This is a genomic window from Laedolimicola ammoniilytica, assembly GCF_025567165.1.
Classification (GTDB): Bacteria; Bacillota; Clostridia; order Lachnospirales; family Lachnospiraceae; genus Laedolimicola; species Laedolimicola ammoniilytica.
This window is the reverse complement of sequence record NZ_JAOQKC010000009.1, coordinates 106585-132723: the sequence shown is the minus strand read 5'-3', so window position 1 is coordinate 132723 and position 26139 is coordinate 106585. Positions and strand designations below refer to the sequence as shown.

General features: G+C 49.6%; 25 protein-coding genes and 1 pseudogene. 9 read left to right on the top strand and 17 right to left on the bottom strand.

Translation table 11 applies throughout. From position 1 onward, the window contains the following. Nucleotides 1-293: 293 nt before the first annotated feature. The 4 genes from OCV63_RS08510 to OCV63_RS08495 form a co-directional block, all read right to left on the bottom strand. Nucleotides 294-1286 (bottom strand): ABC transporter permease, encoded by a 993-nt coding sequence (locus tag OCV63_RS08510; protein WP_158363413.1) that lies wholly within the window; start codon nucleotides 1284-1286, stop codon nucleotides 294-296. 2 nt (nucleotides 1287-1288) lie between these two features. Next, on the bottom strand, nucleotides 1289-2386 hold the full coding sequence (locus OCV63_RS08505) for an ABC transporter permease (protein ID WP_158363412.1): 1098 nt from the start codon (nucleotides 2384-2386) through the stop codon (nucleotides 1289-1291). Further along, the gene (locus OCV63_RS08500; RefSeq protein ID WP_158363411.1) at nucleotides 2379-3911 is read right to left on the bottom strand and encodes an ABC transporter ATP-binding protein; all 1533 of its coding nucleotides are present in this window, start codon (nucleotides 3909-3911) and stop codon (nucleotides 2379-2381) included. Before OCV63_RS08500 ends, OCV63_RS08505 begins: the two co-directional genes overlap by 8 nt. A gap of 119 nt (nucleotides 3912-4030) precedes the next feature. Beyond that, entirely contained in the window at nucleotides 4031-5284 is a 1254-nt protein-coding gene (locus OCV63_RS08495; RefSeq protein WP_158363410.1) for a BMP family ABC transporter substrate-binding protein, read from the bottom strand. Nucleotides 5285-5554: 270 nt separating this feature from the next. Here OCV63_RS08495 and OCV63_RS08490 point away from each other — a divergent pair, with 270 nt between their 5' ends. Then, nucleotides 5555-6526, top strand: coding sequence for a calcium/sodium antiporter (locus tag OCV63_RS08490; RefSeq protein WP_158363409.1), 972 nt, complete (start codon nucleotides 5555-5557; stop codon nucleotides 6524-6526). 117 nt (nucleotides 6527-6643) lie between these two features. Here OCV63_RS08490 and OCV63_RS08485 read toward each other — a convergent pair whose 3' ends face one another. Both OCV63_RS08485 and OCV63_RS08480 read right to left on the bottom strand, forming a co-directional pair. Next, nucleotides 6644-7672 (bottom strand): hypothetical protein, encoded by a 1029-nt coding sequence (locus OCV63_RS08485; RefSeq protein ID WP_158363408.1) that lies wholly within the window; start codon nucleotides 7670-7672, stop codon nucleotides 6644-6646. Between the two features lie 218 nt (nucleotides 7673-7890). Continuing rightward, nucleotides 7891-8481 (bottom strand): hypothetical protein, encoded by a 591-nt coding sequence (locus tag OCV63_RS08480; RefSeq protein WP_158363407.1) that lies wholly within the window; start codon nucleotides 8479-8481, stop codon nucleotides 7891-7893. A 191-nt stretch (nucleotides 8482-8672) separates the two neighbouring features. Here OCV63_RS08480 and OCV63_RS08475 point away from each other — a divergent pair, with 191 nt between their 5' ends. Both OCV63_RS08475 and OCV63_RS08470 read left to right on the top strand, forming a co-directional pair. Beyond that, nucleotides 8673-9941 carry a sensor histidine kinase gene (locus OCV63_RS08475; protein WP_158363406.1) on the top strand — a complete coding sequence of 423 codons (1269 nt, stop codon included), beginning with the start codon at nucleotides 8673-8675 and terminating at the stop codon, nucleotides 9939-9941. 12 nt (nucleotides 9942-9953) lie between these two features. Beyond that, on the top strand, nucleotides 9954-10670 hold the full coding sequence (locus OCV63_RS08470) for a LytR/AlgR family response regulator transcription factor (RefSeq protein ID WP_158363405.1): 717 nt from the start codon (nucleotides 9954-9956) through the stop codon (nucleotides 10668-10670). On the opposite strand, the gene OCV63_RS08465 is transcribed toward OCV63_RS08470, so the two are convergent. The 4 genes from OCV63_RS08465 to OCV63_RS08450 form a co-directional block, all read right to left on the bottom strand. Beyond that, nucleotides 10667-12106, bottom strand: a complete 1440-nt coding sequence (locus tag OCV63_RS08465) for a glycoside hydrolase family 1 protein (RefSeq protein WP_158363404.1) — start codon at nucleotides 12104-12106, stop codon at nucleotides 10667-10669. The genes OCV63_RS08470 and OCV63_RS08465 overlap by 4 nt on opposite strands. 12 nt (nucleotides 12107-12118) lie before the next feature. Continuing rightward, complete coding sequence (locus OCV63_RS08460) at nucleotides 12119-13018, bottom strand: MurR/RpiR family transcriptional regulator (RefSeq protein ID WP_262670732.1); 900 nt, start codon at nucleotides 13016-13018, stop codon at nucleotides 12119-12121. A gap of 85 nt (nucleotides 13019-13103) precedes the next feature. Next, nucleotides 13104-14489, bottom strand: coding sequence for a PTS transporter subunit EIIC (locus OCV63_RS08455; RefSeq protein ID WP_158363402.1), 1386 nt, complete (start codon nucleotides 14487-14489; stop codon nucleotides 13104-13106). 30 nt (nucleotides 14490-14519) lie between these two features. After that, a complete protein-coding gene (locus tag OCV63_RS08450) occupies nucleotides 14520-16409 on the bottom strand; it encodes an oxidoreductase (protein WP_262670730.1) in 1890 nt (629 codons plus the stop codon). Nucleotides 16410-16792: 383 nt separating this feature from the next. On the opposite strand from OCV63_RS08450, the gene OCV63_RS08445 reads away from it, so the two are divergent. Continuing rightward, nucleotides 16793-17116, top strand: a complete 324-nt coding sequence (locus OCV63_RS08445) for a GHKL domain-containing protein (RefSeq protein ID WP_158363401.1) — start codon at nucleotides 16793-16795, stop codon at nucleotides 17114-17116. Here the strand turns inward: OCV63_RS08445 and OCV63_RS08440 are convergent. After that, nucleotides 17094-17282 (bottom strand): hypothetical protein, encoded by a 189-nt coding sequence (locus OCV63_RS08440; RefSeq protein ID WP_158363400.1) that lies wholly within the window; start codon nucleotides 17280-17282, stop codon nucleotides 17094-17096. The genes OCV63_RS08445 and OCV63_RS08440 overlap by 23 nt on opposite strands. Nucleotides 17283-17501: 219 nt before the next feature. Between OCV63_RS08440 and OCV63_RS08435 the strand changes: the two genes are divergently transcribed. Continuing rightward, entirely contained in the window at nucleotides 17502-17852 is a 351-nt protein-coding gene (locus OCV63_RS08435; RefSeq protein ID WP_158363399.1) for a hypothetical protein, read from the top strand. Between the two features lie 174 nt (nucleotides 17853-18026). Then, complete coding sequence (locus OCV63_RS08430) at nucleotides 18027-19415, top strand: MATE family efflux transporter (protein ID WP_158363398.1); 1389 nt, start codon at nucleotides 18027-18029, stop codon at nucleotides 19413-19415. A 55-nt stretch (nucleotides 19416-19470) separates the two neighbouring features. Here the strand turns inward: OCV63_RS08430 and OCV63_RS08425 are convergent, their stop codons facing one another. The 4 genes and pseudogenes from OCV63_RS08425 to tnpA form a co-directional block, all read right to left on the bottom strand. Further along, the gene (locus OCV63_RS08425) at nucleotides 19471-20682 is read right to left on the bottom strand and encodes an ATP-binding protein (protein WP_158363397.1); all 1212 of its coding nucleotides are present in this window, start codon (nucleotides 20680-20682) and stop codon (nucleotides 19471-19473) included. A gap of 292 nt (nucleotides 20683-20974) precedes the next feature. Beyond that, complete coding sequence (locus OCV63_RS08420) at nucleotides 20975-21934, bottom strand: IS200/IS605 family accessory protein TnpB-related protein (protein WP_262670729.1); 960 nt, start codon at nucleotides 21932-21934, stop codon at nucleotides 20975-20977. Next, nucleotides 21868-22299: a hypothetical protein gene (locus tag OCV63_RS08415; protein WP_262670728.1), complete on the bottom strand. Its 432-nt coding sequence runs from the start codon at nucleotides 22297-22299 to the stop codon at nucleotides 21868-21870. Before OCV63_RS08415 ends, OCV63_RS08420 begins: the two co-directional genes overlap by 67 nt. A 74-nt stretch (nucleotides 22300-22373) precedes the next feature. Further along, nucleotides 22374-22766: pseudogene (tnpA, locus tag OCV63_RS08410) on the bottom strand (IS200/IS605 family transposase); the annotation flags it as partial. 199 nt (nucleotides 22767-22965) lie between these two features. Here tnpA and OCV63_RS08405 point away from each other — a divergent pair. Then, a complete protein-coding gene (locus OCV63_RS08405) occupies nucleotides 22966-23217 on the top strand; it encodes a type II toxin-antitoxin system Phd/YefM family antitoxin (protein WP_158363396.1) in 252 nt (83 codons plus the stop codon). A 106-nt stretch (nucleotides 23218-23323) separates the two neighbouring features. Here the strand turns inward: OCV63_RS08405 and OCV63_RS08400 are convergent, their stop codons facing one another. Further along, nucleotides 23324-24241, bottom strand: coding sequence for a sugar phosphate isomerase/epimerase family protein (locus tag OCV63_RS08400; protein WP_158363395.1), 918 nt, complete (start codon nucleotides 24239-24241; stop codon nucleotides 23324-23326). 161 nt (nucleotides 24242-24402) lie between these two features. Between OCV63_RS08400 and OCV63_RS08395 the strand changes: the two genes are divergently transcribed. Continuing rightward, a complete protein-coding gene (locus OCV63_RS08395) occupies nucleotides 24403-24675 on the top strand; it encodes an AbrB/MazE/SpoVT family DNA-binding domain-containing protein (RefSeq protein WP_158363394.1) in 273 nt (90 codons plus the stop codon). Continuing rightward, nucleotides 24675-25079, top strand: coding sequence for a putative toxin-antitoxin system toxin component, PIN family (locus OCV63_RS08390; RefSeq protein WP_158363393.1), 405 nt, complete (start codon nucleotides 24675-24677; stop codon nucleotides 25077-25079). Before OCV63_RS08395 ends, OCV63_RS08390 begins: the two co-directional genes overlap by 1 nt. A 155-nt stretch (nucleotides 25080-25234) precedes the next feature. Here the strand turns inward: OCV63_RS08390 and OCV63_RS08385 are convergent, their stop codons facing one another. Next, nucleotides 25235-26095, bottom strand: coding sequence for a leucine-rich repeat domain-containing protein (locus tag OCV63_RS08385; protein ID WP_158363392.1), 861 nt, complete (start codon nucleotides 26093-26095; stop codon nucleotides 25235-25237). Between the last annotated feature and the right edge of the window lie 44 nt (nucleotides 26096-26139).

Below are 26139 nucleotides of genomic sequence, written 5' to 3'. Positions count from 1 at the left end.
TTCAATCTAGTATTATACTGGATCTTCTGTATAAAAGCAAGTACAATCCACGGGATTCCATAGGAATTTCCTATTGCATAAGAAAGAATCCTGCGAAGCAGGATTCTCCGCCTGCGGCGGGTCGCGTAAGCGACATACTACCTTTCCGCCGCAGTGCGATCCCCCGGAGGGGCTTTTTGCTCTATAGGAATCATAGCTTTCGCACTTTAATGTAACACGGTATTTCCTGTAGAGCAAAAAAACCGCGCAGTCTGCGAAAAACTGCGCGGTTTTTATTTCCCATATTTTTACTTTTACCGTTCTTCCCGGAAATACGGAACTCCCAGACTGGCAGGCGGCTGATTTTCCCGCTTGCTTCGGACGCTGGTGACCACCAGTACCACCAGGGTTACCACATAGGGAATCATCTTGTAAAGCTCCTGATATTCCATATGATCCATGCCGGTGGGGATGTACAGATACAGGATGTACAGGCCGCCGAACAGGAAGGAGGCCAGGATGCTTAAGTTCGGTCTCCAGATGGTGAAGATTACCAGGGCGATGGCAAGCCACCCTCTGTCGCCAAAGGCGTCGTTGGACCAGACGCCGCAGGCGTAGTCCATGACGTAGTAGAGTCCGCCGAGACCCGCAATCATACAACCCACGCAGGTGGCGACATATTTATATTTGGATACGTTGATACCCACGGCGTCCGCGGTATTCGGGTTTTCTCCCACCGCCCGCAGATGCAGACCTTTCCGGGTATGATTCAGGAAATAGGACGCTGCCAGCGCGATGATAACTGCCAGGTAAGCCAGGAAGCCGTAGGATAAGAACAGCTTGCCAAACCATCCCATTTTCGATGCAAAGGGCAGGGATTTGCTGAAGTAACTGCTGGTGGCGCTTAAGGCAATGGAAGGCACATCGGCGTCTACCAGCTTGATTAAGGAACCGCCGAAGAAGTTGCCGAAGCCCACGCCAAAGGTGGTCATGGCCAGACCGGTTACGTTCTGATTGGCCCGTAGGGTTACGGTCAGGAAGCAGTACAGTAGCCCCATCAGCAGAGACCCTAAGAGACAGCACAGCATGGGAATCAGAATGGCAAGCGCCGGATTCAGATTCGCTGTGGAACTCTCGTAAAGGAAGGAACCGATGACGCCGCTGATGGCGCCCACGTACATGACGCCTGGGATTCCCAGATTCAGGTTACCGGATTTCTGGGTAATGATTTCGCCGGTGCTTCCGTAGAGAAGGGGGACGCCCTGTACGACGGCTCTCGGAATAAACGCAAGTAAGAAATTCCACATGATTACTGTACCTCCTTTTCTGCTTTTTTACGGAACTGCAGTCTGTAGCTGATGAAGAATTCGCAGCCGATGATGAAGAACAGAATGATTCCGGTCAGGATATCGGCGTAGGAATGATTCAGGCCGAAGGCAGTGGAAATCTCGCCTGCGCCGCGGTCCATAAAGATAATCAGGAAGCTGGAGAATACCATGGTCAGCGGATTGAACTTGGACATCCAGGACACCAGAACGCCCGTAAAGCCCTGGCCGCCCGCGATGGTGGTGGTGATGGTATGATTGATACCGCCCACCAGCAGAAGGCCCACAAGGCCGCATACAGCGCCCGAGAGAAGCATCGTACGGACGATGACCTTCTCCACCTTGATGCCGACGTATTTCGCAGTGTTCTCACTCTCTCCCACGACAGAGATCTCGTAGCCCTGCTTGCTGTAATTCAGGTAGATGTACATAAGCAAGGTCACAACGATGGCAACGACGATGCTTAAGAGGTACTTGGAGCCGAAGATCTGAGGAAGCCACCCTGCATTGCTGTTCTGGTTGATAATACCGATCTTACCGGATCCCTTCGGAACCTCCCAGACGATGGTGTAGAAGGCTACAAGCTGAGTGGCGATGTAGTTCATCATCAGGGTGGACAGGGTCTCGTTGGTGTTCCATTTCGCCTTGAAAAAGGCCGGAACGAAGCCCCAGAACGCGCCTGCCGCAATGCTGGCCAGCACCATGACCAGAATCAGCACGCCGTTTGGCAGCTTATCTCCCAGACAGATCATGCAGGCGCCTGCAGCCAGGCCGCCGATGAGCACCTGTCCCTCGCCGCCGATGTTCCAGAACTTCATCTTGAAGGCCGGAGTCAGGGCCAGGGCGATCAGAAGCAAAATGGAAAGATTCTGCAGGGTAATCCAGGTCTTCCGCTCGGTACCGAAAGCGCCCGTGAAGATGGACTTATATACCTCGATGGGGTCAATACCCGTGGTAATAGTGGTCAGGATGCCGCAGAGCACCAGGGCCAGGACGATGGCCACTGCCCGGATTCCTACTGCCTGGTACCAGGGAAGGGCGTCCCTTTTTACGATATGAAAAAACGGCTCTTTCTTATTCATGGCTCTCGTCCCCTCCTACTCTGGTCATCATCAGGCCGACCTCATTTTTATCGGTTTTCCGGGCGTCCACGATGCCGCTGACCTCGCCGCCGCAGAGCACCATGATCTTGTCGCAGAGCTCTACCATCACGTCCAGATCCTCGCCGACAAAAATGACGGCTACGCCCTTCTTTTTCTGTTCATTGAGCAAATCGTAAATGGTATAAGAGGAGTTGATATCCAGTCCCCTTACCGCGTAAGCAGTCAGAAGCACGGTGGGGGCGGAAGCAATCTCACGGCCTACCAGCACCTTCTGTACATTACCGCCGGACAGACGGCGAACCGGGGTGGCGATACCCGGGGTCACGACCTCCAGCTCCTTCACTACAGACTCTGCCAGCTTCCTGGATGGTCTGCGGTTGGTGAAGGGGGTTCTGCCCTTTCGGAAGGAACGAAGCATCATATTATCGGCCAGGTCCATATTCGCCACCAGGCCCATGCCCAGACGATCCTCCGGCACGAAGGAGAGAGACACGCCCATTTCAGCGATTTTCAGGGGATCTTTGCCAAGCAGAGGCTCCTCGTGGCCGTCGTCCTCCACATACTCGATGATTCCAGTCTCCACAGGCTGTAACCCTGCGATGGCCTCCAGAAGCTCCTTCTGTCCACAGCCGGAGATACCTGCGATACCCAGAATCTCGCCGCTCTTTGCCGTAAAGGACACATTTTTTAACTTCTGAATACCATCCTCGCTGCGGACGGACAGATCCTTCACCACGATACGCGGCTTCGGATTCACCGGATCCGGGCGGTCAATATTCAGGGTCACCGCATGACCTACCATCATGTTGGTCATCTCGGTGACGGTCGTGTCTTTGGTCGCCATGCTGCCGATGTACCTGCCGTCCCGGAGGACTGCCACACGGTCAGACAGGGACTCTACTTCGTGCATCTTATGGGTGATGATGATAATGGCCTTGCCGTCGTCCCGCATTTTCCGAAGGACACGGAACAGCTTTTCGGTCTCCTGGGGCGTCAGCACGGCGGTGGGCTCGTCCAATATCAAAATATCCGCACCGCGGTACAATACCTTTACGATCTCCACGGTCTGCTTCTGGGATACCGACATATCGTAGATCTTCTGCTTCGGGTCTACCTCGAAGCCATATTTCTCACAGATCGCCTCGATTTTCTTCGAAGCCTCTTTGATATTCAGCTTTCCCTCCAGACCCAGGATAATGTTCTCTGTGGCGGTAAGCACGTCGATCAGCTTGAAATGCTGATGCACCATGCCGATACCAAGATTCAGGGCGTCCTTCGGGGTCTTGATGACCTCTTCCTTTCCATTGATAAAGATCTGGCCCTCATCCGGATAATAGATACCGGCCAGCATATTCATCAACGTGGTTTTTCCGCTTCCGTTTTCGCCCAGAAGCGCCAGGATTTCGCCCTTGTAGATATCCAGATCTACCTTTTCATTGGCAACTACAGAGCCAAAGGTCTTTGTAACGTTTTTCATTGAAACTGCGGCTACTTTGGTTTCCATCTTTTGTTTCCTTCCCTCGTTTATGACGGATCCGCAAAACGGATCAAAAGGACGGCGCGGCATATTCGCTGCTGCGCCGCCCTGTGCTTTTTACTTAAGCGTAAGCGTTCAGGCCCGTATTAGAATGCGGTATCCAGAAGATTGATGCCGTCGATATTTACATTGAAGTACGGAGCAGAACGGTACTCAGACTCATGGAAGTATCCGTCGCTTACGACCTCATGATCCGGTGTGTACTCTGCATCGGTATCTACGTCTGCCTCGTAGCTGGTCAGCTCCTGGCCCTCTACGGTGAAGGTAGAAGTATCAAATACATGCAGGTCGCCGGACTCGATCTTAGCCTTTGCCTCGTCGATGGCTTCCTGTGTTCCCTCTGCGACTGCGCTTCCCAGAGCACTCAGCTCTACAGAACCGGTTGCCAGGGTTCCTGTCCAGTCAGCGTCGATGGCCTCTCCATTTGCTACGCAGTTGATTGCGTACTCAAAGTACGGCTCCCAGTTTACTCTGGAGGATACCAAGAAGGTGTTCGGGCATGCGCTCTCGGTGCTTCCGTTGTAGGATACGTTCGGTACGCCTGCGGTCTCACATGCGGTCGGAGCTCCCATGGAGTCTGCATGCTGGCTGATCAGAACACAGCCGTCCTGGATCAGCTTGTTTGCTCCCTCTTTCTCTGCTGTCTCATCGTACCAGGAACCTGTGAAGGTTACTTCCATGGTAGCGGTCGGGCATACGGAACGCGCGCCCAGGAAGAAGGAGGTGTAACCGGAGATAACCTCTGCGTAGGTAAATGCTCCGACGTAACCAATCTTAGCCTGCTCTGCGGTAATATCGCCATTGTCAATCATCTCATTCAGCTTCATGCCTGCGGCGATACCTGCCAGGTAACGTCCGTCATAGATGGAAGCGAATGCGTTGTGGAAATTGTCCAGATTCTCTGTATGCGCCTTGGTTCCGGTTGCGTGGCTGAACTGTACCTCCGGATACTCCTTGGCTGCCTCGATCATGTAATCCTCATGTCCAAAGCTGTCTGCAAAGATGAAGTTGCAGCCTGCGTCTGCCAGCTCGCATGCAGCCTCGTAGCACTCCTGACCCTCCGGAATATTGGTCTTGGTCATGTACTCGACGCCCAGCTTCTCGCAAGCCTCTTTTGCGGCGTTCATGAAGTTCAGGTCATATGTGGAATTCTCATCGTGCAGGAAGATAAAACCTACCTTGACGTCTGCCAGGGAAGCCTCTCCCTCTGTTGTGGTGGACTCTGCGTCTGTCTCTGTCTTGGTGTCCGCAGAAGCCTTATCAGCAGATCCGCCGCAGCCTGCCAGCATGCCGACGGTCATAGCCAGTACAGTAATGAGACTAAGTACTCTCTTTTTCATAACGTTCCTCCTATGTGTTTTTCCATTATTTGGATGTTGAGTTTGCCGTTATCTGTCAATTCCCAACATGCTAAAGTATAAGCGTCTGACTTGTACTTTGTCAATATATTCATTAATTTTTGTTAAAATTTTTGTTTATTTATAAGTATTTCTTATATATTTCATGATAACACCTTATAATAGAACGGAAACTGGGGACTATTGACATTTTTTTCTCCCTCTGCTACCATGTATCCCATATAAAAAGCATTCCATAAGGGAGTATTTATCATGAACACAATGTTACAGAGCGTACCCTTCGCTGTGGTACTTTTACTGATTGGTTTTGTATTTCTGGTCAAAGGCGCCGACGCCTTTGTGGAAGGCAGCAGCAGCATTGCCAAGCATTTCCACGTACCGTCCCTGATCATCGGTATGACCATCGTAGCCATGGGAACCAGCCTGCCGGAGACAGCGGTCAGCGTCACTGCCTCCATCGCGGGCAGCAATGCCCTGGCAGTCAGCAACGCCGTAGGCTCCAACATCTTCAACCTGATGGTGGTCATCGGCGTCTGTGCCGTGCTGACGCCCGTAGCTGTTCAGAAGGGCACCCTGAAAATTGATATCCCATTTTCCGTAGTCTGTGCCCTGCTGCTCCTGGTGCTGGGCCACGACCAGATGATGCTGACCCGGGTCAACGGCCTGATTCTCATCGTGCTGTTCGTCTTTTTTATTCTGTATATGATCAGGTCAGCGCAGCGCTCTATGAACAATGAGGACACTGAATTTGCCGCCGAAGCTACGGAAATGAAAGTCATGTCCGTACCGAAAAGTCTTATTTTCATCGTCATCGGTATCGCAGGCATCACCCTTGGCAGCGACTGGGTGGTGGATGGCGCCAAAACCATCGCTTCCGCTTTCGGTATCAGTGAAAATCTCATCGGTCTGACCATCGTGGCCTTCGGTACCAGCCTGCCGGAGCTGATGACATCTATCGTGGCAGCCCGCAAAAATGAGGTGGATATGGCTCTCGGCAACGCCGTCGGCTCCAATATCTTCAACATCCTGATGGTTCTCGGCATCGCCTCCGCCTTAAGCCCCATCTCCTTCATCCGGGAAAATATTATCGACATCATCATCCTGGTAGGCTTCAGCTTCATCGTGTGGCTCATGGCCTGGACCAAACACCGTCTCGACAAACTCGAAGGCCTGACCATGATCCTGCTGTATGCGGGATACGTGGTTTACATTTGTATAAGATAAAGAAGGGCCGGAGATCCATTTTAACCAATGATCTCCGGCCTTTCTTTTACCCTGCTATGTAACTATAATTTCATCTGTTTCCGTAATTTTAATATAGGTAGTTATGTCAATCCTCTTTTACTGTCTTTTCTTTCTCCGGATCGCCGCTACGATGATACCTGTCGCTGCCACGGCCAGGATCATCCAGGCCAGCGGCTGGTTCCGGTCGCCGGTGTTGGCGGAGGTTACCGGGGCTTTGGATGATCCGCCAGAGCTGCCCTTGCTGTCATTTTTCCTGTCATTCAGTTTCGTCTCAATCCTGGTGTCCTTGCAGACAATCGCGTAATCGGAGAACTTGTCGGTCTCGAAGGTGTATTCCCTCGTATCCTTGTCGAAGCTTCCATTCAGGACGGTCAGCTCCCCATCATGCATCCGAAGAATAAAGTATTCACGGGAAATGGTGCTGTCCGTGTTCACAAGCTCGTCCGGAATACGGATAATCAGGCGAATCTTCGCGCCCGGCTCTGAAATACGTTCCACGCTCTCGCCTATCTGACGAAACAGCTCCGCACTGAAGTATACAAGCCTTGTGTTTTCTCCGGCCGTCTTCTTCGCTTCCTGTTCAAAGGCAGCCTTCTCTTCCTCTGCCAGATCGGTCTTCGTGATTTCCACCCAGACCTTCGCCTCTTTTCCTTCCGCTATGGCTGCCTTCTCTGCCTCGCTAAAGATTCCCGGCGCGTCCAGCAGCTCCTTCTTTGTATTATAGATGCCACCGGAAGCAATCGGCGCGTCCTGTGTAATCTCCAGATCCACGCGCAGATCGCCCTGACCGGTTCCATCCTCATCCGGAGACTGTCCCGTCGCCGGAATCACCTCGTACATATTGTTGTTATTTTTAGGATTTACATATCCATAACAGAGGCTCTGCGCGCCCTCCGCGTTATAAGCTTTATCGGTGACCATGATGGACAGCTTATCCTCTGCCTTTCCCTTATAGGTACAGGAGATCTGATACTGCCTGAGGCCGGTACCCGCTTTGGTTTCTGCACAAGTCAGCGTCGCATCTTTCACACTTTTATCTGCGTCCAGCAGGGTTAGCTTCCAATTGTCTTCCTCATAGAGCTCATCGCTAATCGCATGAAGCTTAGGATCTGAACTATATTTCATGGAACCTGCTTTTGATACCATCAGGATTTTGGATGGATCCAGGTACATGGCAGATCCTTCCGGAATACAAACGTGGTATAGAGATAACCGTTTATTTCCTTCGCCCTGGCAATCGCTTCTGATTCCTGACTCGTCAAGTCTGCCGTATTATCGAAACCATATCCCCACCAGTTTTTCGTCTCATACTTCTTAACACTGTTCAGCAGCAGCCCGCCATTTTACGCATCTGTGCTGAATACATTCGTCGAAGACAGAATCCGATACTGCATCGGGGTTCCGTCTTTCTCCTTGCCAAACCAGAGCAGATTGCCGTTGTCGCTGCTCCACCTTCCGTCTCCACCCGGTCTTAACACCGTCGGATCCAGATAAGCCAGCTTCCCGCTTTCTGCCTGTGTACTTCCGTAGATAGCAATATCCGCCTCCCGGGTCTCCAATTCATCCTTCTGCTCCCCGGAAGTCTCGTCCGTTCCTTCCGGGTCTGCCGATGTCTCGCCCGTTCCTTCCGGATCTGCCGGTGTCTCGTTACCCTCCGGAGCGTCCGTATTCTGCTTCGGAGCAGAGCCTGGCTTTGTATTTTCATTCCCGCCCGGCTGCTCTCCATCGTTCTCCGGTTCGTCCTGTCCTTCGGTCTCTCCGGACACAGCCGCCCGGCCTTCTGTATCCTCCGGCTCCACGGCTGTCTGCTCCGCCGCGTTCTGTCCTGCCGCCGACGCCAGCGCTGTCACGTCTACGCTTCCAAGCGTCAGTGCCACCGCCGCCAGAATCGCCAGAAAGCGCATTCCGCTGTTTCCTCGTAAGTATTTTCTCATATCCCCGCTCCTTTGTGTGATTTTAAAATTGCATTACCCATATTTTAACATAAAATAATTTTTAATATTACATTTTGGCGCGAATTGCACATATACGGCGTGAACAGTAATTTCTGCATTTGCTTTACTTCCGAAAATCCCATATAATAGAAATAATATGATTTTTATCCATACACAGGAGGATTTCCATCATGCTGCTTCAGGCTCTGACACTTACGCATCACATTACCACCATGCTGTTCGGCATCCTTTTGTCGGCCTTTTTCCTGGGCGTAAAACAGGAGCGGAAAAATGTCCTGCTGCTCCTGTCTGTAGGACTGATTTGCCTGCTGCTCTATATCCCCTGCACTCTTCTACTGGGTGAGACTTACACAGATCCCATTTACCCGCTGCTGGTACATCTCCCTCTGCTGCTGGTGCTGGTTTTCCACTATAAGTTCCGCTGGCTGCCTGCGCTCATATCTATTCTGACTGCCTATCTGTGCTGTCAGTTCAGCAACTGGATCGGTATCCTGTTTCTGTCCCTGTCCGGTTCGGAAGTGCTCTACTACCTGAGCCGGATTCTGGTGACGCTGAGCGTATTCTTCTTCCTGAGCCGGAACCTCTGTCAGACCACGGCGCTTCTTTTTTCCAAGTCCAACCGGGAGTTGTGTATTCTGGGCGCTATGCCGCTGGTCTACTACCTTTTCGATTACGCCACAACGAAATTTTCCACACTGCTGTATTCCGGCAGTAAGGTAATCGTGGAATTTCTGGCATTTTCCATGTGCCTCTCCTATGTGGTATTTCTTCTGGTGTACTTCCGGGAATATGAAATGAAACACCGCGCGGAACAATACGGAGAACTAATGGATATGCAGCTTAACAGCCTGCGTACCGAGATTGACCAGACACGCGTCAGCGAACACCGCCTGGCGATTCTCCGGCACGATATGCGCCATCATCTGGCAGCTATTGAGACCTTCATCCGGCAGCAGAAGACAGATCGTGCCCTGGAATATATCCAGGAAATCAACCGTCACTATGACGATACGGTCATCCGCTCCTTTTGCAAAAATGAGTTGCTGAACTCGGTGCTCTCTATCTACAGCACCCGATTTTCGGAAAAGGGCATTTCCTTCGACTCACAGATTCAGGTGTCGGAAAGCCTGCCCTGCCCGGAGCTGACCTGCTGCGCCATTCTCTCAAATATCCTGGAAAATGCCATGTACGCAGTCGAAAAGCTGCCGGAGGAAAGACGTCAGATCAGTCTGAATATTTTCGAAAAATCCGGTCATCTGCTGATGCTGGGAAAAAATCCCACCGATGTACCGCCGGTTTTCTCCGATGATGTTCCGGTTACGAAAAAAAGCGACCACGGTATCGGCGTGCAGAGTATCATTTACTATGTAGAAAAAGAACAGGGTCAGTACCAGTTTTATATGGAAGGCCGGGACTTTGTCGTCCGTATCATTCTGTAAGGGGAGTTTTATATGATTAAGATTGCCATCTGCGATGATGAAACTGCATTTCTCACGGAACTATGTGCGATGCTTCGCTCCTGGGCCGCGTCCCGGGAGCTTGTGCTGCAGCTTTTTCCCTTTACCAATGGAGATAAGCTGATTGCCGCCTGCGAAGAAAGCCCGGCGGATCTGGTGATTCTCGATATTATGATGCCGTTTCCCGGCGGAATGGATACGGCAAAGGCGCTGCGGCAGAAGGAATCTCATGTGCCGCTCATCTTTCTGACCTCCTCCCCGGAATTTGCCCTGGAATCCTACGAGGTCCGGGCTTTCTGGTATCTTCTGAAACCTGTTTCGGAAGAACGGCTTTTCTCTGTGCTGGATCAATGGCTCACCTCCATGCAGGCGTCTCTTCGCCATTTCGCAGCCCGGACAATCTCAGGCTATCAGAATATCTACCTCCGGGATGTGGAATATCTGGAGGCCCGCAATAAACTGGTTGCCGTCGTGTTCCGAGACGGCTCTGTCCTGGAAATCAAAGAGCCCTTCCACCGGTGCGAAGAATTTTTCACACCGAAAAAGGGCTTCTACAAATGCCACCGCAGCTATCTGGTGGCTTTAAACTGCGTCGAGACCTTCTCCAAGGCCGAGCTGCGCACCAAATCCGGCGCACGGATTCCCATTTCCCGGGATAATGGAGTGGCCTTTAAGGACGCTTACTTTGCTTATATGTTTCCGGAGCGTTAGTCGGTTAAATCTTCTCCGTTGGTACGGATTACTTTCTGATACCAGTCAAAGGAATCCTTCTTTTCCCGGGACAGGTCGCCGGTTCCGTTGTCGAATTTATTTACATAGATGAAGCCGTAGCGCTTGGCCATCTCGCCGGTGGATGCGGACACCAGATCGATGCAGCCCCAGGGAGTATAGCCCATCAGGTCTACGCCGTCCTCTGCGGCCTCCCGCATGGCTTCGATGTGCTTACGCAGGTAATCGATCCGGTAGCTGTCATGGACATGTCCGTCCGCGCCCTTCTCGTCTCTGGCTCCCAGACCATTTTCCACCACCATAATCGGCAGCTGATAGCGCTCATAGATCTCATTCAGCGTATAACGCAGGCCATCCGGGTCTATCTGCCAGCCCCACTCCGAAGCGGTCAGATACGGATTTTTCGCGCCGCCCGCCAGGTTGCCTGCCACCTCTTCCGAATTCTCGTGGGTCGTGATACAGGTGGACATGTAGTAGGAACAAGTGTAGAAGTCTACGGTTCCCTTTTTCAGAATCTCTTTTTCTTCCTCTGTGATCTGCAAATCGATCCCATTTTCCCGGAAATACCGATCCATATAGGACGGATACGCGCCGCGGATCTGCACGTCGGAACAGAACCAGTTCAGCACATTGTTATGCTGCTGGGTCGCCAGGATATCCTTCGGATCACAGGTCAGCGGGTAGGCGGTCAGGAACACGTTCATATCGCCTAACTGAAACTGGGGATAATGCGCATGGGCGTAAGCCACCACCTTTGCGGAAGCCACCAGCTGATGATGCAGGGCGGTATAGCGAAGTTGCGGCGTGATCTGGATGCCGTTTACCGGGCCGCTATAGCCTTTCACAGTTCCCAGTGACAGGGTCGTGCCAAGCTGGGTGGTGCCGCCGTTGATCTCATTGAAGGTCAGCCAGTACTTCACCAGATGCTGATACCGCTCAAAGACTACGTGGCAGTAGCGCTCGAAATGGCCGATAACCTCTTCCCCCGCCCAGCCGTTGTAAGCCTCCACGAGACCGTAGGGCAGCTCGTAATGGCTTAAGGTCACCAGAGGCTCGATGCCGTATTTCTGACACTCTTTGAATACATTTTCATAGAACTGAAGACCCGCCTCGTTGGGCTTCTCCTCTATGCCGGTGGGGAAGATTCGGGTCCAGTTGATAGACGTACGGAAGACCTTGAAACCCATTTCCGCAAATAAGGCGATATCCTCTTTGTAATGATGATAGAAATCAATGGCCTCGTGGCTGGGATACAGCCGTCCCGGCTCTACCTTTGTGGTAATGCTTTTCGGACAGTCTTTGGTGCCGTTGGTACAGAGATCCGGCACGGACACGCCCTTGCCGTCCACATCCCAGGCTCCCTCAAACTGATTGGCGGCGCAGGCGCCTCCCCATAAAAAGTCTTTTCTAAATGACATGATTCTGCTCCTTTATCGCTTTTCACTGCTTATGAAATCGGGATTTTTCTTGATCAGTTTTTCGTTCTCTTCATAGATAATCGACGCCTTTTCCCGGGTCAGCTTCTCATTTTCCTCGTAATCCATCTTGTACAGGAATGAAAACAGGCAGTCCAATACGAAATGAAAGGCGCTGTACACCGCGAAGGTATCGATCTTGGCCGTGTAAGAGCGTTCTTCCTCCAGTTCCACCAGGATTACCTCCTGGCACATCCGGGCCACCGTGCTGTCCGGCGTGGCTGTGATACCCACGCAGTAGGCCTTCCGCTTCTTCAGAAGCCGGAGACTTTCCACCACGTCCCGATTCTCCCCGGACTGGGAAATCACCAGATTGACCGTGCGTTCCGTTCCGGCCAAAGCGTAGCCCGGCAGAAAGCAGGAGCTCAGGCTCAGATTTACGATATGGCCGAACCGCAACATTTTTTGCTGGAAATCCATGGCCACCGTGGCGGAAGTTCCCACACTGAAGATATTGACCATATCGGACTGGCTGATGCGCCGTACAATCCGGCGGAACTGATTGTAATCGAAGCCGGAAATGGTTTTACTGATGGTATCCGAGTTAAGTTTCGCTAACTTTCTGGCTATCTGCTCAAAGGAATCATTTCCGGAAAACGGATAATTGGCGTCCACAGCGCTTTCCGTGGCGAACGCGTCGTACTCGGAATTGAACAAAATCTGGAACTTTTTATAGCCGTCCAGATCCAGTTTTCTGCAAAATCGGGTAATGGTGGCCGGTGAAGAATAGGTCCTCTTCGCCAGATCTGAAATAGACATATTTTTTACTTCATAACCGTTCTGCAGCAGATAATCCGCGATACTCTTCTCCACATCGGTGAAATCCGTCTGTCTCATAAGTTTTTCTATGATCATAAGTTCTCCCCCATCCTTTTGATCTATTTTAGCAAAAATCATTTTCCATGGAAAGGGGAGAATCTTATCTTATGGGTTTCTATATTTAGTTATACTCGTTTACCTTACCGCTCTTCAGCAGTACCGCAGTCAGAATGAAACCAAGGGCGATGGCTGCCACGATGCCTACGCAGTACATGGGGAAGTTTACGCATCCAAACCAGCCGCTGAAGGCCAGAAGTCCGGAGAAGGAGAAGTTGGTCGCCGCCACGCCGCCGATTCCGAGAATCAGGCCTGCTGCCGCGCCGGATACAATCATGGTGCCCAGGAGCCATTTACTTCTCAGGATGATACCGTAGAGACCCGGCTCTGTGATACCGCAGAGGGCGTTGGTGAAGGCTGCGGATCCTGCTGTGGCCTTATCGCCTGCGTTTTTCGCGAAGACTGCCACGGCCAGGCAGATACCCAGAGCCGCGTAGTTGCCCATACCGCCGGCTGCCAGCGCCGGCTCAAAGCCCTGCTCTGCCATGATACCAAGCAGAATCGGGGTAACTGCCCAGTGCATACCAAGCAGGATAACCAGGGAGAAGAAGCCGCCGAATACGATGCCTACCAGAATCTTGCTTGCTCCTACCAGGCCGTATACCGCGTTGATGGCGTTTGCAACCAGGCCGCCAATGGGTCCGAATACCAGGATAGTCAGCGGTACAAACACGATCAGGCACAGAAACGGAACCAGAATAAACTGGGTCATCTGGGGAAGAACCTTCTTCAGCCATTTTTCGAAATAGCTCATACAGAATACTGCCAGCAGAATCGGAATAAAGGAACCGCTGAAATTGTACGCTGTGAAGTTGATACCGACAAGGGACGCCTTTTCACCGGTTACCAGGAGATCTGCCACGCCCGGATACATGATGGCCGCGCCCAGTGTCACTGCTACGTACGGGTTACATTTGAAATGCTTTCCTGCTGTAAACGCCAGCAGAATCGGGAAGAAGTAAATCAGCGCATAGAAAATCGCGTAAAAGGTCTGGTAGGTCAGGCTCGCGCTGTCTACTACGCCCATATTGGCCAGAAGTCCGATAACGCCGGACGCGATACCGCCGGTAGCCAGAATCGGGATGTACGGCGCGTACACGTCGGACATCATCTTGGTGAAGCGGTCCAGAAGGCCGGTCTTCTTATCCCCTGCTGTAGCCGGATCGTCGATGGCGTCGCTGGCCTTCAGACCCTTTGCCTTCATCTCCGGCGCGTTCATCAGCTCCGCGTAAACGTCGCCTACGTGGGTTCCGATGAGTACCTGGCAGTAGCCGGAGCTTACCAGGGTTCCCAGTACGCCGTCTACCGCTTTCAGGGCTGTCTGGTCGAACTTGGACCCGTCCTTCAGGGAGAAACGAAGTCTCGTTGCGCAGTGGATACAGTCGTTGATGTTGTCAGCCCCGCCGACTCCGGCGATGACGGACTGAACCAGTTTCTTGTAGTCTTTCATTTGTCTATCTCCTTTTTATTTTTATCACATTCAGATATTCAAGGCGTTTACGAAACCTTCAAAGTTCGCGTTCATGATGCTGGACGGGCGGATGCAGTCGCCGATGGCTATGGTGTCCCGGCAGATGCCGTAGAAGCTCTCAGTCAGGGCTATCTGGGGAACCAGGCCGGTGGAAAGAATCAGATTGTCATAGGCAATGACTTTTTCCTGGCCGTCCGCGTCTTTATAATGAATCTCCTCATCGTCAATGCGGGTGCAGCCGCATCTGGTAAGGCTGTGAATGTTGTCGTGAAGCAGGAATTTCTGCCGCAGCGCCTCCCGATACAGGGAATTAGCGTTGGCTGCCAGTGTGTCTGTAACCTCGATAACCGTAGCCTCTTTTCCCTGCTCGGCCAGTCCCAGGGCAATCTCACAGCCGATGCTGCCGCCGCCCAGGATAGCTACCTTTTCGCCCAGCTTCTCCGGATGGGTGATGGCATCCGTAGCCAGAAGCACCTTCGGATTGTCGATGCCTGGAATCGGAAGCACGCGCTCCACTGCGCCTAGGGCAATGAGGATGCTGTCCGGCTTCATTTCCCGTACCATGTCCGGGGTGGCCTCGGTGTTCAGAAGCACCTTTATCTCACGCTTCGCGATCTGGGTTTTGTACCAGGTCAGCAGGCGTTGTACTTCTTCTTTGTGCTCTTCTCTGACAATGACCTTCAGCATACCGCCCAGTTCTGCGCTCTTTTCAATTAGCGTAACCTTGTGGCCTCTGTCGCTGGCGGTGATGGCCGCCTTCATGCCTGCGGGGCCGCCGCCGAGGATGACTACCTGTTTGCTTTTTTCTGCTTTTTCAAGCTCTCGCTCAGATGGAACGAAGGCTTCGTTATGATAACGGGGATTTACGGAGCAGCCCACGTTCCAGTGATCAGTGGAAATGTGATAACAGTTGGAGCAGCGCAGGCAGGGTACGATATCCTCGGGACATCCCTCCTGGGCTTTTTTCGGCCAGTAGGGATCCGCCAGCAGGCTGCGGCCAAAGGCTACCAGATCCACATATCCCTTCGCCAGAATCTCTTCCGCCATCTGCGGCGTAGTGATGGCGCTGACCAGGGAAATCGGTACGTGAAGCTGTTTTCTGGCTTCCTTTGCCCATTTCAGGTTCGGCATGGTTTCTTCCATGTTCGTGGTGATGCAGTGGATGTTGGCCTCGAAAATCTTATCGATACCGGATGAAATCTGTATGGTGTCCACATAGGGCTCCGCCGCTTTCAGGAAGTACATAACGTCCTCAAAGCTGATGGAATCCTCGATCCACTCGTAGGCGCTGACACGAATATCGATGGGATAATTTTTTCCCACTGCCTTTCTGACGGTCTCCAGGATTCGAAGCGGGAACCGACAGCGGTTCTCGATGCTTCCGCCGTATTCATCAGTACGATGATTGTAATGGGGGGACAAAAACTGGGCCGGAAGCCAGCCGTGTCCAAAATGCAGGAAGATGGAATCAAAACCGATTTTCCGACAGCCTGCGGCTGTCTCGGCGTACCAGTGCAGGGTCTCCTGCATCATGGCCTCGTCCATTTCTTTTACCTCGACGCCGTCCGGGCGGATGAAGCCTGACGGGCCTTTGGCATAGTCTACAGTTCTGGCGTCCTGGCCTGCGTGGAATACCTCGATGGATGCTTTCGCGCCGCCCCGATGAATCTTCAGAACTTTTTCCCGCGTCTTTTCTCTCTCATATTTCGCAAATGGCCAGGGTTCTGCACCGCTTGCGAAGCTGGAACGTCCGGGCTCCACGATGCAGTGTCCCGCCACGACCAGACCCGCGCCGCCCATGGCTTTTTCCTCGAAGTCGTCTCCGGTTGGCGTGGCGACGATTCGGTTTTTCAGAATCATACCATTGATGGTAATCGGCTGAAATAAATGCTCAAACACGTTTCTTCCTCTCTTTCTTTCGTAAACTCGGTTTGCTTTATGGCTATCTTACCCTGCCCCGCGCTCACGCACAAGCCCGCCCGGCGAAGCTGAAAATTATTTTCAGGATTCGTCCGGGCGGGCTTTGGTTTCGTGAAATTTATTAAATTTTCATAAAATGGAGTGCGCTGTTTCAAACTGCCCATTGTCACTGAGTTCATCATATTTTTTCCAGTAATCTAACTTCGGAAGCATTTCTTGCCATACTCTATTCTCCAGCCTCTTTTGAAGTTACTCTTGATAAAAGAATGCGCTGAAGTTCTCGCTGACTTCATCCCAGATCAATAGGACATGGCCGTATTTATCTACCCGCATCAGTTCTATATTGGTCTCCTTCTCTGTCCATGTTCGAAAAACTGCCCTGTTCGGAAATGACCTTCTGCGCCATTCTTTCCAATGTTCTGGAAAATGCCATGCATGCCGTCCAGAAGCAGTCCGGCCAAGACCGCCGTGTTTACCTGTCTATCTTTGAACGCTCCGGGCATCTGTTGATGCTGGAAAAAAATCCCACCGATACGCCTCCCGTCTTTTCCGACGGTATTCCGGTCACTGCCCGGGAAGGGCATGGGATTGGCGTGCAGAGCGTCATTTACTATGTAGAACAGGAACACGGCCAATACCAGTTTTACCTGGACGGCCGTGATTTCACTGTTCGTATTCTTTTATAGTACGCTTCCAGATATACAGCAGGATTACATGGAAGGCTGTCATCGTAATAGAAGAAATCTGCAGACCTCTTACTACTAGCATATGTTCGATTTTTTCACTGTATCCGGTGTCAAATACCGCCTCCATCAAATCCGGTATCTTCGGTTTATCACTTGTGTTGCTCATTTTATCTTTGTCCTTTCTCCTTGATGCATCTTTCTGCATTATCACATATTTTCTGAAACGTCTGCTTACACAGGGCGATTTCTTCCTCCGTCAGTCCCCGGAGCATATCTTCCGCTCTATGTCAACCACAAAATAAATTTTTCGCCTGAAATGAAACTTTTTAACGGTATAGAGCGTCCAATAAATTGGAAACATAAATAATGAACAGGAGGTTTTCTTATGAAAAAGAAATTCACTATGATGATACTTCTCACTGCCATTACCGCATCCCTGATCGCAGGCTGCGGAATCAAGGGATCCGGCAACGGTAATTCCGCTTCCCAGACCACCGGAAAGGAAGACGCGGAGGACGCTTCTGAATTTACCGGAACCCTGGACGAGGTAAAGGATTTCATGTTTGTCGTAACCGACGCTTCCGGCAGCTCCTACGCATTTACCTTCGAAAACGAAAAGCCGGAGGGCTTAGACAAGGTAAAGGTTGGAGATAAGGTCACCGTAACCTATACCGGAACCATCTCCGAGGTAGATCCCTTTATGGGCGAGGTGCTTTCCGTCACTGCAGCGGAATAAACGAAAAACATGGAAATGTAAAAGACCGTTTTAAGAACCAAACCGTCCTTAAAACGGTCTTTTACATTTCCATGTGTCTTCTCTTGTAAAACTAAAAAAGAAGGTATCAAATTCTGCGGAAATATGTTATGCTGAACAGGGATGAAAAAGGGATTTATGTAAAGGAAGGGATTTATGTTAGAACAGTTTCGCAGGAAATATATCGGAGACAGAAATTTTTATAAAAACTACATCGCACTGGCGTTGCCGATGATCCTACAAAACGCAGTTACAAACCTGGTTAGTTTTCTTGACAATATTATGGTTGGACAGCTTGGTACAGAGCAGATGTCCGGAGTAGCTATTGTCAATCAGCTGATCTTTGTATATAATCTGGCCATATTCGGGGCTGTATCGGCAGCCAGCATTTTCGGCGCCCAATATTTCGGAAAAGGAAATCACAAAGGGCATATGTATTCGTTCCGTTTTAAGCTATATGCGGCTTTAACGGTTACAGCACTTACCATTTTATTATTTGTAACGAAAGGAGAAAGCCTGATTTCTCTTTATCTCACAGATACTTCCGGAAGCGGTGCGACAGGTGCTGCATTGCAGTATGGATTAGAGTATCTGATCATTATGATAGCAGGCCTGATTCCCTTTGCTGTAAATCAGGCTTACGCGACCAATATCAAGGAGACCGGTCAGACCCTGATTCCTATGATCGCAAGCTTTGTAGCTGTCGGAAGTAATGCCATTTTGGACTATCTTCTGATTTTCGGTATCGGACCATTCCCGAAGCTTGGCGTACAGGGTGCAGCTCTGGCAACGGTTATCGCCCGTTACATAGAAGCCCTTATGATTATCATCTGGGCGCACAGGCACAGAGAGAAAAACCGGTATCTCAAAGGAGCGTATACCGGCTTTGGTATTCCCGCAGACGAATTAAAGGCTATCATCATCAAAGGATTACCGCTTATGATGAATGAAGTTCTGTGGGCTGCAGGAATGACAGCCGTAATACAGTGCTACTCGATCCGCGGCCTGGAAGTAGTTGCCGGACTTAACATTGCTACAACCATCACCAATCTGTTTAACATCATTTATCTCCAGCTTGGCGCCTGCATCAGCATTGTGGTTGGACAGTATCTGGGTGCCGGTAAACTGGAAAAAGCAAAGGATGCGGATAATAAAATGATTGTATTCAGTGTTTTTTGCTGTGTGATTGTAGCTGTATGTATGCTTTTTATCGGCAGATTTTTCCCACAGATTTACAATACCTCTGAGGAAATCCGCGCACTGGCAACCAAATTTATCGCAGTATCCGCAATCATCATGCCTTTCTGTTCCTTTAGCCATGCGTCCTATTTTACACTGCGCTCCGGCGGAAAAACAATGGTCACCTTCCTGTTTGATTCTGTTTTCACCTGGATTATCATTGTTCCAACTGCCTTTTTACTGGCGCACTTTACAGGACTTGGTATCGTAACTGTGTACTTCCTTGTTCAGGCAACCGAATTGATCAAGGTTGTAATCGGTTATTTTATGGTACGCAGTAATGTATGGCTGGTTCAGATGGTATAAAAAAGTGATTTTGTGAACAGGGTGGAAAAAGGGCGGCTTGCCGCCGCCCCCTACGTTAATATTCTGTACTCAACAAAAAATCTGCAATGTGCATACTCTTAATTCCCTGGTAATTGCCTCCGGCAAATTCATCGGTTCTCAAAACATACTTCGGATAGTTATCCCGAATTTCCAGCAGTCGTTCATATTCACGCTTTTCTGTTTTTTCGGATTTAATCTCCTGTGTGACCTGCACATATAACCGATCATTCTGCTTCTGCGCCACAAAATCGACTTCACCATCCGGCGTTTTCCCAATCGTCACGTCATATCCTCGTCTGCAAAGTTCCAGATATACCACATTTTCCAGACTGGAAGCGACACTATCCGGTGTATAGCCCAGCACACTGTAACGCAAAGCAGTATCGGCAAGATAAAACTTCTCCTGCGTTTTCAGAATCTCCTTTCCGCGCAGGTCGTAACGGGAGCAACGATGAAGAAGGTATGCTTTTTCCAGCTTTTCCAGATAACTGTACACTGTTTCATTGTCGATTGAACGATGCTCTGATTTCAGATAATCAGAAATTGATTTTGCTGAGAATGAATTTCCCACATTCGCAAATGTGTATCGAACCACCCGTTCCAGCTGGTCGATCTTACGAATCTGGTTTCTCTTTACGATATCTGAGAAAATTGTAGAATTATAGATATCCCGGACAATCGTATAAACCTCATCCTGTGAATACTCTCGCAGATGTGTTGCAGGAAAGCCGCCCAAGCGGATATAGTCTGCCAGCTCAGCATGGATATCCTTTATCTGTGTATACTGCTTTTTGAATTCCAGATATTCCCGAAAAGAAAGTGTATAGATACGGAAAGAAACATATCGTCCGGTCAGGTAAGTCGCTATTTCTGAAGACATCATTCTGGAATTAGAGCCTGTCACATAAAGGTCAACATCATAATCCGTTGCCAGGGAATTCACTACTTTCTCCCAGCCGCTAATTTCCTGAACTTCATCCAGAAAGAGATACGTTCTCCCATTCGGACTGAGCTTTTCCTTGACAGCTTTGAACATATCCTTCGCTGTCATATCCTCATACTCCATGGAATCAAAACGCATACTCACAATCTGTTCAGACGGAATATTCTGTTCCTTTTGCAGCTTTTCTATCATCATTTTAAGAATTGTAGATTTTCCGCAGCGACGAACACCCGTCAACACTTTTACAAAAGGTGTATCCGTGTATGCCATAATCATATCAACGTAAAGCGGTCTGTTTATCATAGGAATCACCTCCATGGTTCCATGATACCGCAGGCGCATCAAAAAATCAATAGGTTTTGCGATTACAAACCGCAATTTCTATTGATTTTCGTTTGTTTTTCGGATTATATCGAATTCTGTTCCTTGTGAACCTCACATGACTAAAGTCACGTGCTTCTCAGCCGCCTTAAGCGGCAAGACTTCATATCGGTGGATACGCCTGCGACTTAGAATCGGCGCGGTTACGCGCTTTTTCTGGCCGGATACGGTCAGTTTCCACATCTCAGGTAGCCCACTGTATATCTGCCTGTATCTATGCTGCCTTCTGGCTCGCCAGTTCTGCACTGAGCAGCCGTAAGTCTGCATAGACACATGAGGTTCTACGCTTTACTGAAGGAACTTTTGCCTCCAGTAAAGACCTTTCCGTTTCCGAAAAGGGTTTGAGTAATTCCCGTATAAAATATCTTGCTCCAATATTGTATGCCGCAGACAGATCGCAGTTATACTGTTTTCCTGTCTGAAAGATACAAAGACTGTGATTCTCCGGATTTCGAACTACCGGACCACTTCCATCATATGCCAGCCTGCTGGTGTTGCGGGCGCTGATCCTGGATACGCGGATTCCTTGCCGGTGCGCCTGATGCTCGCACTGCTTCTGGATATCCCGTTTTCTCCATAAATGAAGCCTCTGCTTTTTATTTCCGCTGATCTTGCCCTGCATTTCCAGATACTCAAAAACGATAACATCTGCATGATTTTCCGCAGCGTAGGCTGTAATGGCCGCCGCTGTCTTCCGGGCCAGCTCCATATTCAGCCGCTTTGCGTAAGCCCAGCGGCTCTGTGTCTGTCCAGAGCCATGCTGTCTCTGAAATCTGCGGATTCTGCCCAATACATGATGCAGCCGGTCTTTATCACTGGGGAAGTCGACAAACTTCCGTCCCAGGACAGTTCCGTCTGCCTGCATGATGGTGCAGACCGCGTCCGTGTTAATTCCCAGATCCACACTGCAAATGGTCTGTTCTTTGATATCTGTTTTGGTAAGGCTTACTTCTTCCGTATAAGAAAAGCGCAGAAAGTACTTGTGATGTCGTTTCTCCAGAGTAGGAGCAGAGGCCTTTTCCCCCACCCAGTTTTTTCGCAGATATTCCATATCCGTATGGAGCAGCTTTACCCGGAACCATTTCCAGTCATGGCCGTCATACAGCTTCAGATACGCCGCGTCCTCCTGCGGTTCTGCCTCCCGGTACATGACGTCACGGTAAAATACCGGCATGGCATGATTTTCCGAAACCAGCTTCGGTTTCCCGTAAGGAGTCCATTTTCCCATAAATCAAGTCTTGTTTCATAGGAAGCGACGCTTCCAAGCGCATGCTGTATCGCTGCCCTTCGCAGGTAAGATGGCATCTTCGGAAAATGCAGGTCGAAATCATACCTTGCATGGTTCTTTTTCGTCTCATGCACCAGATGTTCCGCTGCATTAAACCGCTTCTTTGCGTTATCAATCTGGGAAAGTCCTTCCCAGCTTTCCGCGTACACCTGAATCAGATAACTGACTGCAGAGCGGTAAATCCGCAGCGTATGGCGGATGGGAATATTCTGTTTTTTTATTTCCACGCCATAACTGGATGTAATCCGCATGATAAAACCTCATTTTCTAGTTTCTTCGCTTTTCTTTTTCTTTCTGCCCCTCCATGTATGCCAGTACCTGTTCCCTGCTCCCTGCTCCGATCACTGACTGTCACTGCGCAATAAGATGGATTCCACAGATGCCCGCCCCACAACTGCTGCTTTAATTCCGGATGTACAAGAAACATTTGTCTTGCCAGATTTCCTTTCATGATTTTTATCATATCAGAAATAAAAAACTGTGGTTTACAATCCACCAGCAAATGGATATGATCCGGCATAACCTCCATGGCCAGAATCTGAAAGCGGTATTCCTCTGCCAGCTTTTGCAGCATTTCCTTACATTCTGTATCAAGGCCATCTGTCAACACCTTTTTCCGGTATTTTGTACACCAGACGAGATGATATTGCAAAGAGTACACATAACCTCGACCATATGAAAGAGTGTTTTCTCTGATAGTAAATATATCTTTTCCCATATTTATATCTTACCATATGTAGCATAAAAAGTAAACATCAGTTCTGTTTTTTAGTCAAAAATTTGCACGCCTAACTCATCACTGAAGTAACGAGAATGCGACGTGCAGTTATTCAAAATGCTTGCATTTCAGATTGCTAATTTGATAATATTTTGATAAAATTAAGATAAAATATATGCCATGAAAGGAGTGCTTTTATATGATCCAGATTCGACCTGTCTCTGACCTACGAAACAAGTTCCCGGAAATTGAAAACCTTGTAAGTGACGGGAACCCGGTTTACCTGACCAAAAACGGCTACGGTGCCATGGTGGTTCTAAGTCTTGAACAGTACGCCAGTTTAACTGACAACATTGAAGCAAAGCTCGATGAAGCAGATTATCAGGCTTCCATAATAGAAGAACGCCTTTCCCATGAAACGGTCTTCCGCAATGCAAGGAGCGCAGTATAACGTCTGGATAATCCCCTCTCGTATGAGCCGTATCCCTCCACAAAGAAACGGAATTATCCATAATCAGAAAGGATACACCATGCCATCCTTTCCGATTATATTTTTTCTATTCAATTCTTCCCCTCTCCAGATACTCCGCCAGCTCCTCCCTGCTCCTTGTGATATACTCATACGTCACATACAGCGGCGCAATCCGCTCTACCAGCCCTTTTACGCCTGCCGCCGTAAAGGGTTCATGCTTATCGATCCGAAAAATGTGCTCATAAACCTTACAGAACCGCTCCATCGGATCAGGAGAAAGATCATGTGGCGTCTGAAGCCATTCTTTCACATAATCACCGGTCAGGGACTGCTGGAGATGTAAGCCTTTGATATAGGGAATCATATCTTTCTGCCGGTCCAGCATCCGATGCAGGGCTTCCACCGCTTCCTCCTGGGTCTGCAAATCCAGATCCGTATGGAGGTAATGTCCAGTATCCAGCATGAAGCCCTTTTTCTCATAATGCACCTGGCTAATCAACGCCCGGGTGTCCTCCGGATCTAAAAAGGTCAGGCCCGGCCACCAGAGGTTTTCCATCAGGAACCAGAAGGAATACTCCTGACCGTCCAAAAGCTCATTGATAAAAGCTGCCGCTGCGTCTATCACTTCCCGATCCGTATGCTTTCCCTGATAGGTAAAGCCCTCCTCATCGTCCACCTGCACCACATGAAAGACCACATACTCCGCGCCCACTCGCATAGCGTAGTCCAGATCCTTCCGATAATGCTGTATCAGTTCTTTCCTGTCCTGATTTACCCAATCCCCGACACAGCAGCAATGGATTCCGGTCACCATACCCGGCACAATCAGTGGACACTTTTTCGGCGGCAGATAGACATCCGGAGCTTCCGCCGTAGAATAAGGAAGCGGCATAAGCTCCAGCCCGTCGCAGCCATGTTCTGTATAAAATCTGTGCAAGTCCTCCGCCGATGTAAAACGAATTACATCGTCATAGGAGGTCGTAAAATTCATCTGAAATTTCATCGTCTATTTTTCCTCAATATATATTCGATACCCAGTATTTCGTACTAGTATAGCACATCTGATAAATCATTTTTTCTTTTACACGTTGATATTATTCTGAAAAATGTATATACTATAAGTAGGAATTTCCCTACTTTTCATGTTTTTCAGGAGGTGACATTATGACTTCAAACACTTTTATCGACAATGCAAAAGTTATGGCAAAGGGACAAATCACAATTCCAAAGGACGTCCGTGAAATTCTCGGAATTTCCAATGGGGATCGCGTTACCTTTGTTGTAGAAAATGGTAATGTCCGACTTATTAACTCTGCTGTATATGCCATGCAGATACTCCAGTCTAAGATGGTCGGTGAGGCTGAGGCTTCCGGCCTTACATCAGATGATGCAGTTATGGATTTAGTGAAAGAAATCCGTGCAGAAAGTGAGGCATAATGAAAGTTCTGATTGACAGTAACATTCTCATATCAGCAGCTTTAAATAGCAATGGCACACCTTACCAAGCTTACTTAAAAGCAGTTACTTTTCCTAACCATGGTCTTATATGTGAACAGAATATCGACGAATTACGGCGTATTTTTAATCGTAAATTTCCAAATCGTATAGCAGCGTTAGAACAATTTCTTTCCATCGCTTTAATGACCTTGGAACTTGTTCCTACTCCTATAGAGGAATACCATGCAGAGAATAAAATTCGCGATGTCAAGGATCGTCCTATTCTTCGTGCTGCTATTCACGCTAATGCAGATGTTCTTCTTACCGGAGATAAAGATTTTCTTGAATCAGGGCTTCATACTCCTAAAATTATGACTGCATCTGATTTTCTTACAGAGCTGTAATAAAATAGCACTGTAATATCTTATTACATCATTGTTCAAGCCCCGTGTACATTTCACTGCCGTACACGGGGCTCATTTTCCTTACAGATACTCCACCCGAATCCCGGCTGCCTTACCGTATTCCTCTCTCTTTTCCACATCCATTTTTTTCTCTGTCATTTTTCTCCATCTTCGATATACTCCGTTGTAAAGCCTGATTCCTGACAATAGGCATCCACCTTTGAACCCCGGTAGCACCGGATCCGCGCTGCCTTATTGATGATCCACTCCCCGATATATTCCGGGTCATGCCGGATCTCGAGGACCTGGAGACGGCTGCAGCCGTGGAAAACCCACTTTTCGATACGCCGGATATGCGTGGGTAAGCGCACCTCGGTAAGCTGCGTACACTTGAAAAATGCTTTCTCGTCCAGAATCTCCAGGGACTCCGGCAGCTCCAGGCTTTCCAGTCCGCAGAAATAAAAGGCCTCTTTTCCGATTCTTTTCAGTCCCTCCGGGAAACGGACCCTTTTCAGTTCTTTACAGCGGAAGAACGCCCTGTCGCCTATCTCGGTGACTGACGGCGGCAACAGGATAACCGGCAACAGTACACATTCGGAGAACGCGTCCTTCCCGATGCGTTCTACTTTACAGTTTTTGGTAAACAGAATCTTCTCAAGCCTCCGATCCTCCCGGAAGGCACTGTTCGGAATGGCCTGCAGATTCTGGGACATATAAGCCTCCCGAAGCTTCGGACAGTCCGCAAAGCAGCCCTCACCCAGCCGCTCCACCGAATGGGGCAGCCGCGCCTCTCTCAGCGCAATGCAATGGCGGAAGCTGTCCTTTCCAAGCACTTCCATCTTATTGCCCAGGAGCAGCCGCTCGATCCGGATATTGTCCTGAAACGCCCCTGCGCTGATCATCCGATAATGATCCGGCAGCTTCAGTTCTTCCTTCTTCCAGTAATTGTCCGCCAGCCTGCGGTTCATGATGTCTTTTTTATCAATTCCAGCTATCTGCTGTGTCCTGTTACCCAAAGATTTTCCCTCAAACTTCCTGTCTCAAAGGCGCACCAAAACCC

Excerpts from the sequence above, each read along its gene's own strand:
- OCV63_RS08445 (WP_158363401.1), top strand. The coding sequence starts at position 16,793 with ATGTTCGAAAAACTGCCCTGTTCGGAAATGACCTTCTGCGCCATTCTT.
- OCV63_RS08400 (WP_158363395.1), bottom strand. The coding sequence starts at position 24,241 with ATGAAATTTCAGATGAATTTTACGACCTCCTATGACGATGTAATTCGT.
- OCV63_RS08440 (WP_158363400.1), bottom strand. The coding sequence starts at position 17,282 with ATGAGCAACACAAGTGATAAACCGAAGATACCGGATTTGATGGAGGCG.
- OCV63_RS08495 (WP_158363410.1), bottom strand. The coding sequence starts at position 5,284 with ATGAAAAAGAGAGTACTTAGTCTCATTACTGTACTGGCTATGACCGTC.
- OCV63_RS08500 (WP_158363411.1), bottom strand. The coding sequence starts at position 3,911 with ATGGAAACCAAAGTAGCCGCAGTTTCAATGAAAAACGTTACAAAGACC.
- OCV63_RS08505 (WP_158363412.1), bottom strand. The coding sequence starts at position 2,386 with ATGAATAAGAAAGAGCCGTTTTTTCATATCGTAAAAAGGGACGCCCTT.
- OCV63_RS08430 (WP_158363398.1), top strand. The coding sequence starts at position 18,027 with ATGTTAGAACAGTTTCGCAGGAAATATATCGGAGACAGAAATTTTTAT.
- OCV63_RS08485 (WP_158363408.1), bottom strand. The coding sequence starts at position 7,672 with ATGAAATATAGTTCAGATCCTAAGCTTCATGCGATTAGCGATGAGCTC.
- OCV63_RS08455 (WP_158363402.1), bottom strand. The coding sequence starts at position 14,489 with ATGAAAGACTACAAGAAACTGGTTCAGTCCGTCATCGCCGGAGTCGGC.
- OCV63_RS08460 (WP_262670732.1), bottom strand. The coding sequence starts at position 13,018 with ATGATCATAGAAAAACTTATGAGACAGACGGATTTCACCGATGTGGAG.
- OCV63_RS08425 (WP_158363397.1), bottom strand. The coding sequence starts at position 20,682 with ATGATAAACAGACCGCTTTACGTTGATATGATTATGGCATACACGGAT.
- OCV63_RS08480 (WP_158363407.1), bottom strand. The coding sequence starts at position 8,481 with ATGAGAAAATACTTACGAGGAAACAGCGGAATGCGCTTTCTGGCGATT.
- OCV63_RS08415 (WP_262670728.1), bottom strand. The coding sequence starts at position 22,299 with ATGCGGATTACATCCAGTTATGGCGTGGAAATAAAAAAACAGAATATT.
- OCV63_RS08490 (WP_158363409.1), top strand. The coding sequence starts at position 5,555 with ATGAACACAATGTTACAGAGCGTACCCTTCGCTGTGGTACTTTTACTG.
- OCV63_RS08405 (WP_158363396.1), top strand. The coding sequence starts at position 22,966 with ATGATCCAGATTCGACCTGTCTCTGACCTACGAAACAAGTTCCCGGAA.
- OCV63_RS08390 (WP_158363393.1), top strand. The coding sequence starts at position 24,675 with ATGAAAGTTCTGATTGACAGTAACATTCTCATATCAGCAGCTTTAAAT.
- OCV63_RS08420 (WP_262670729.1), bottom strand. The coding sequence starts at position 21,934 with ATGCCGGTATTTTACCGTGACGTCATGTACCGGGAGGCAGAACCGCAG.
- OCV63_RS08465 (WP_158363404.1), bottom strand. The coding sequence starts at position 12,106 with ATGTCATTTAGAAAAGACTTTTTATGGGGAGGCGCCTGCGCCGCCAAT.
- OCV63_RS08510 (WP_158363413.1), bottom strand. The coding sequence starts at position 1,286 with ATGTGGAATTTCTTACTTGCGTTTATTCCGAGAGCCGTCGTACAGGGC.
- OCV63_RS08475 (WP_158363406.1), top strand. The coding sequence starts at position 8,673 with ATGCTGCTTCAGGCTCTGACACTTACGCATCACATTACCACCATGCTG.
- OCV63_RS08470 (WP_158363405.1), top strand. The coding sequence starts at position 9,954 with ATGATTAAGATTGCCATCTGCGATGATGAAACTGCATTTCTCACGGAA.
- OCV63_RS08435 (WP_158363399.1), top strand. The coding sequence starts at position 17,502 with ATGAAAAAGAAATTCACTATGATGATACTTCTCACTGCCATTACCGCA.
- OCV63_RS08395 (WP_158363394.1), top strand. The coding sequence starts at position 24,403 with ATGACTTCAAACACTTTTATCGACAATGCAAAAGTTATGGCAAAGGGA.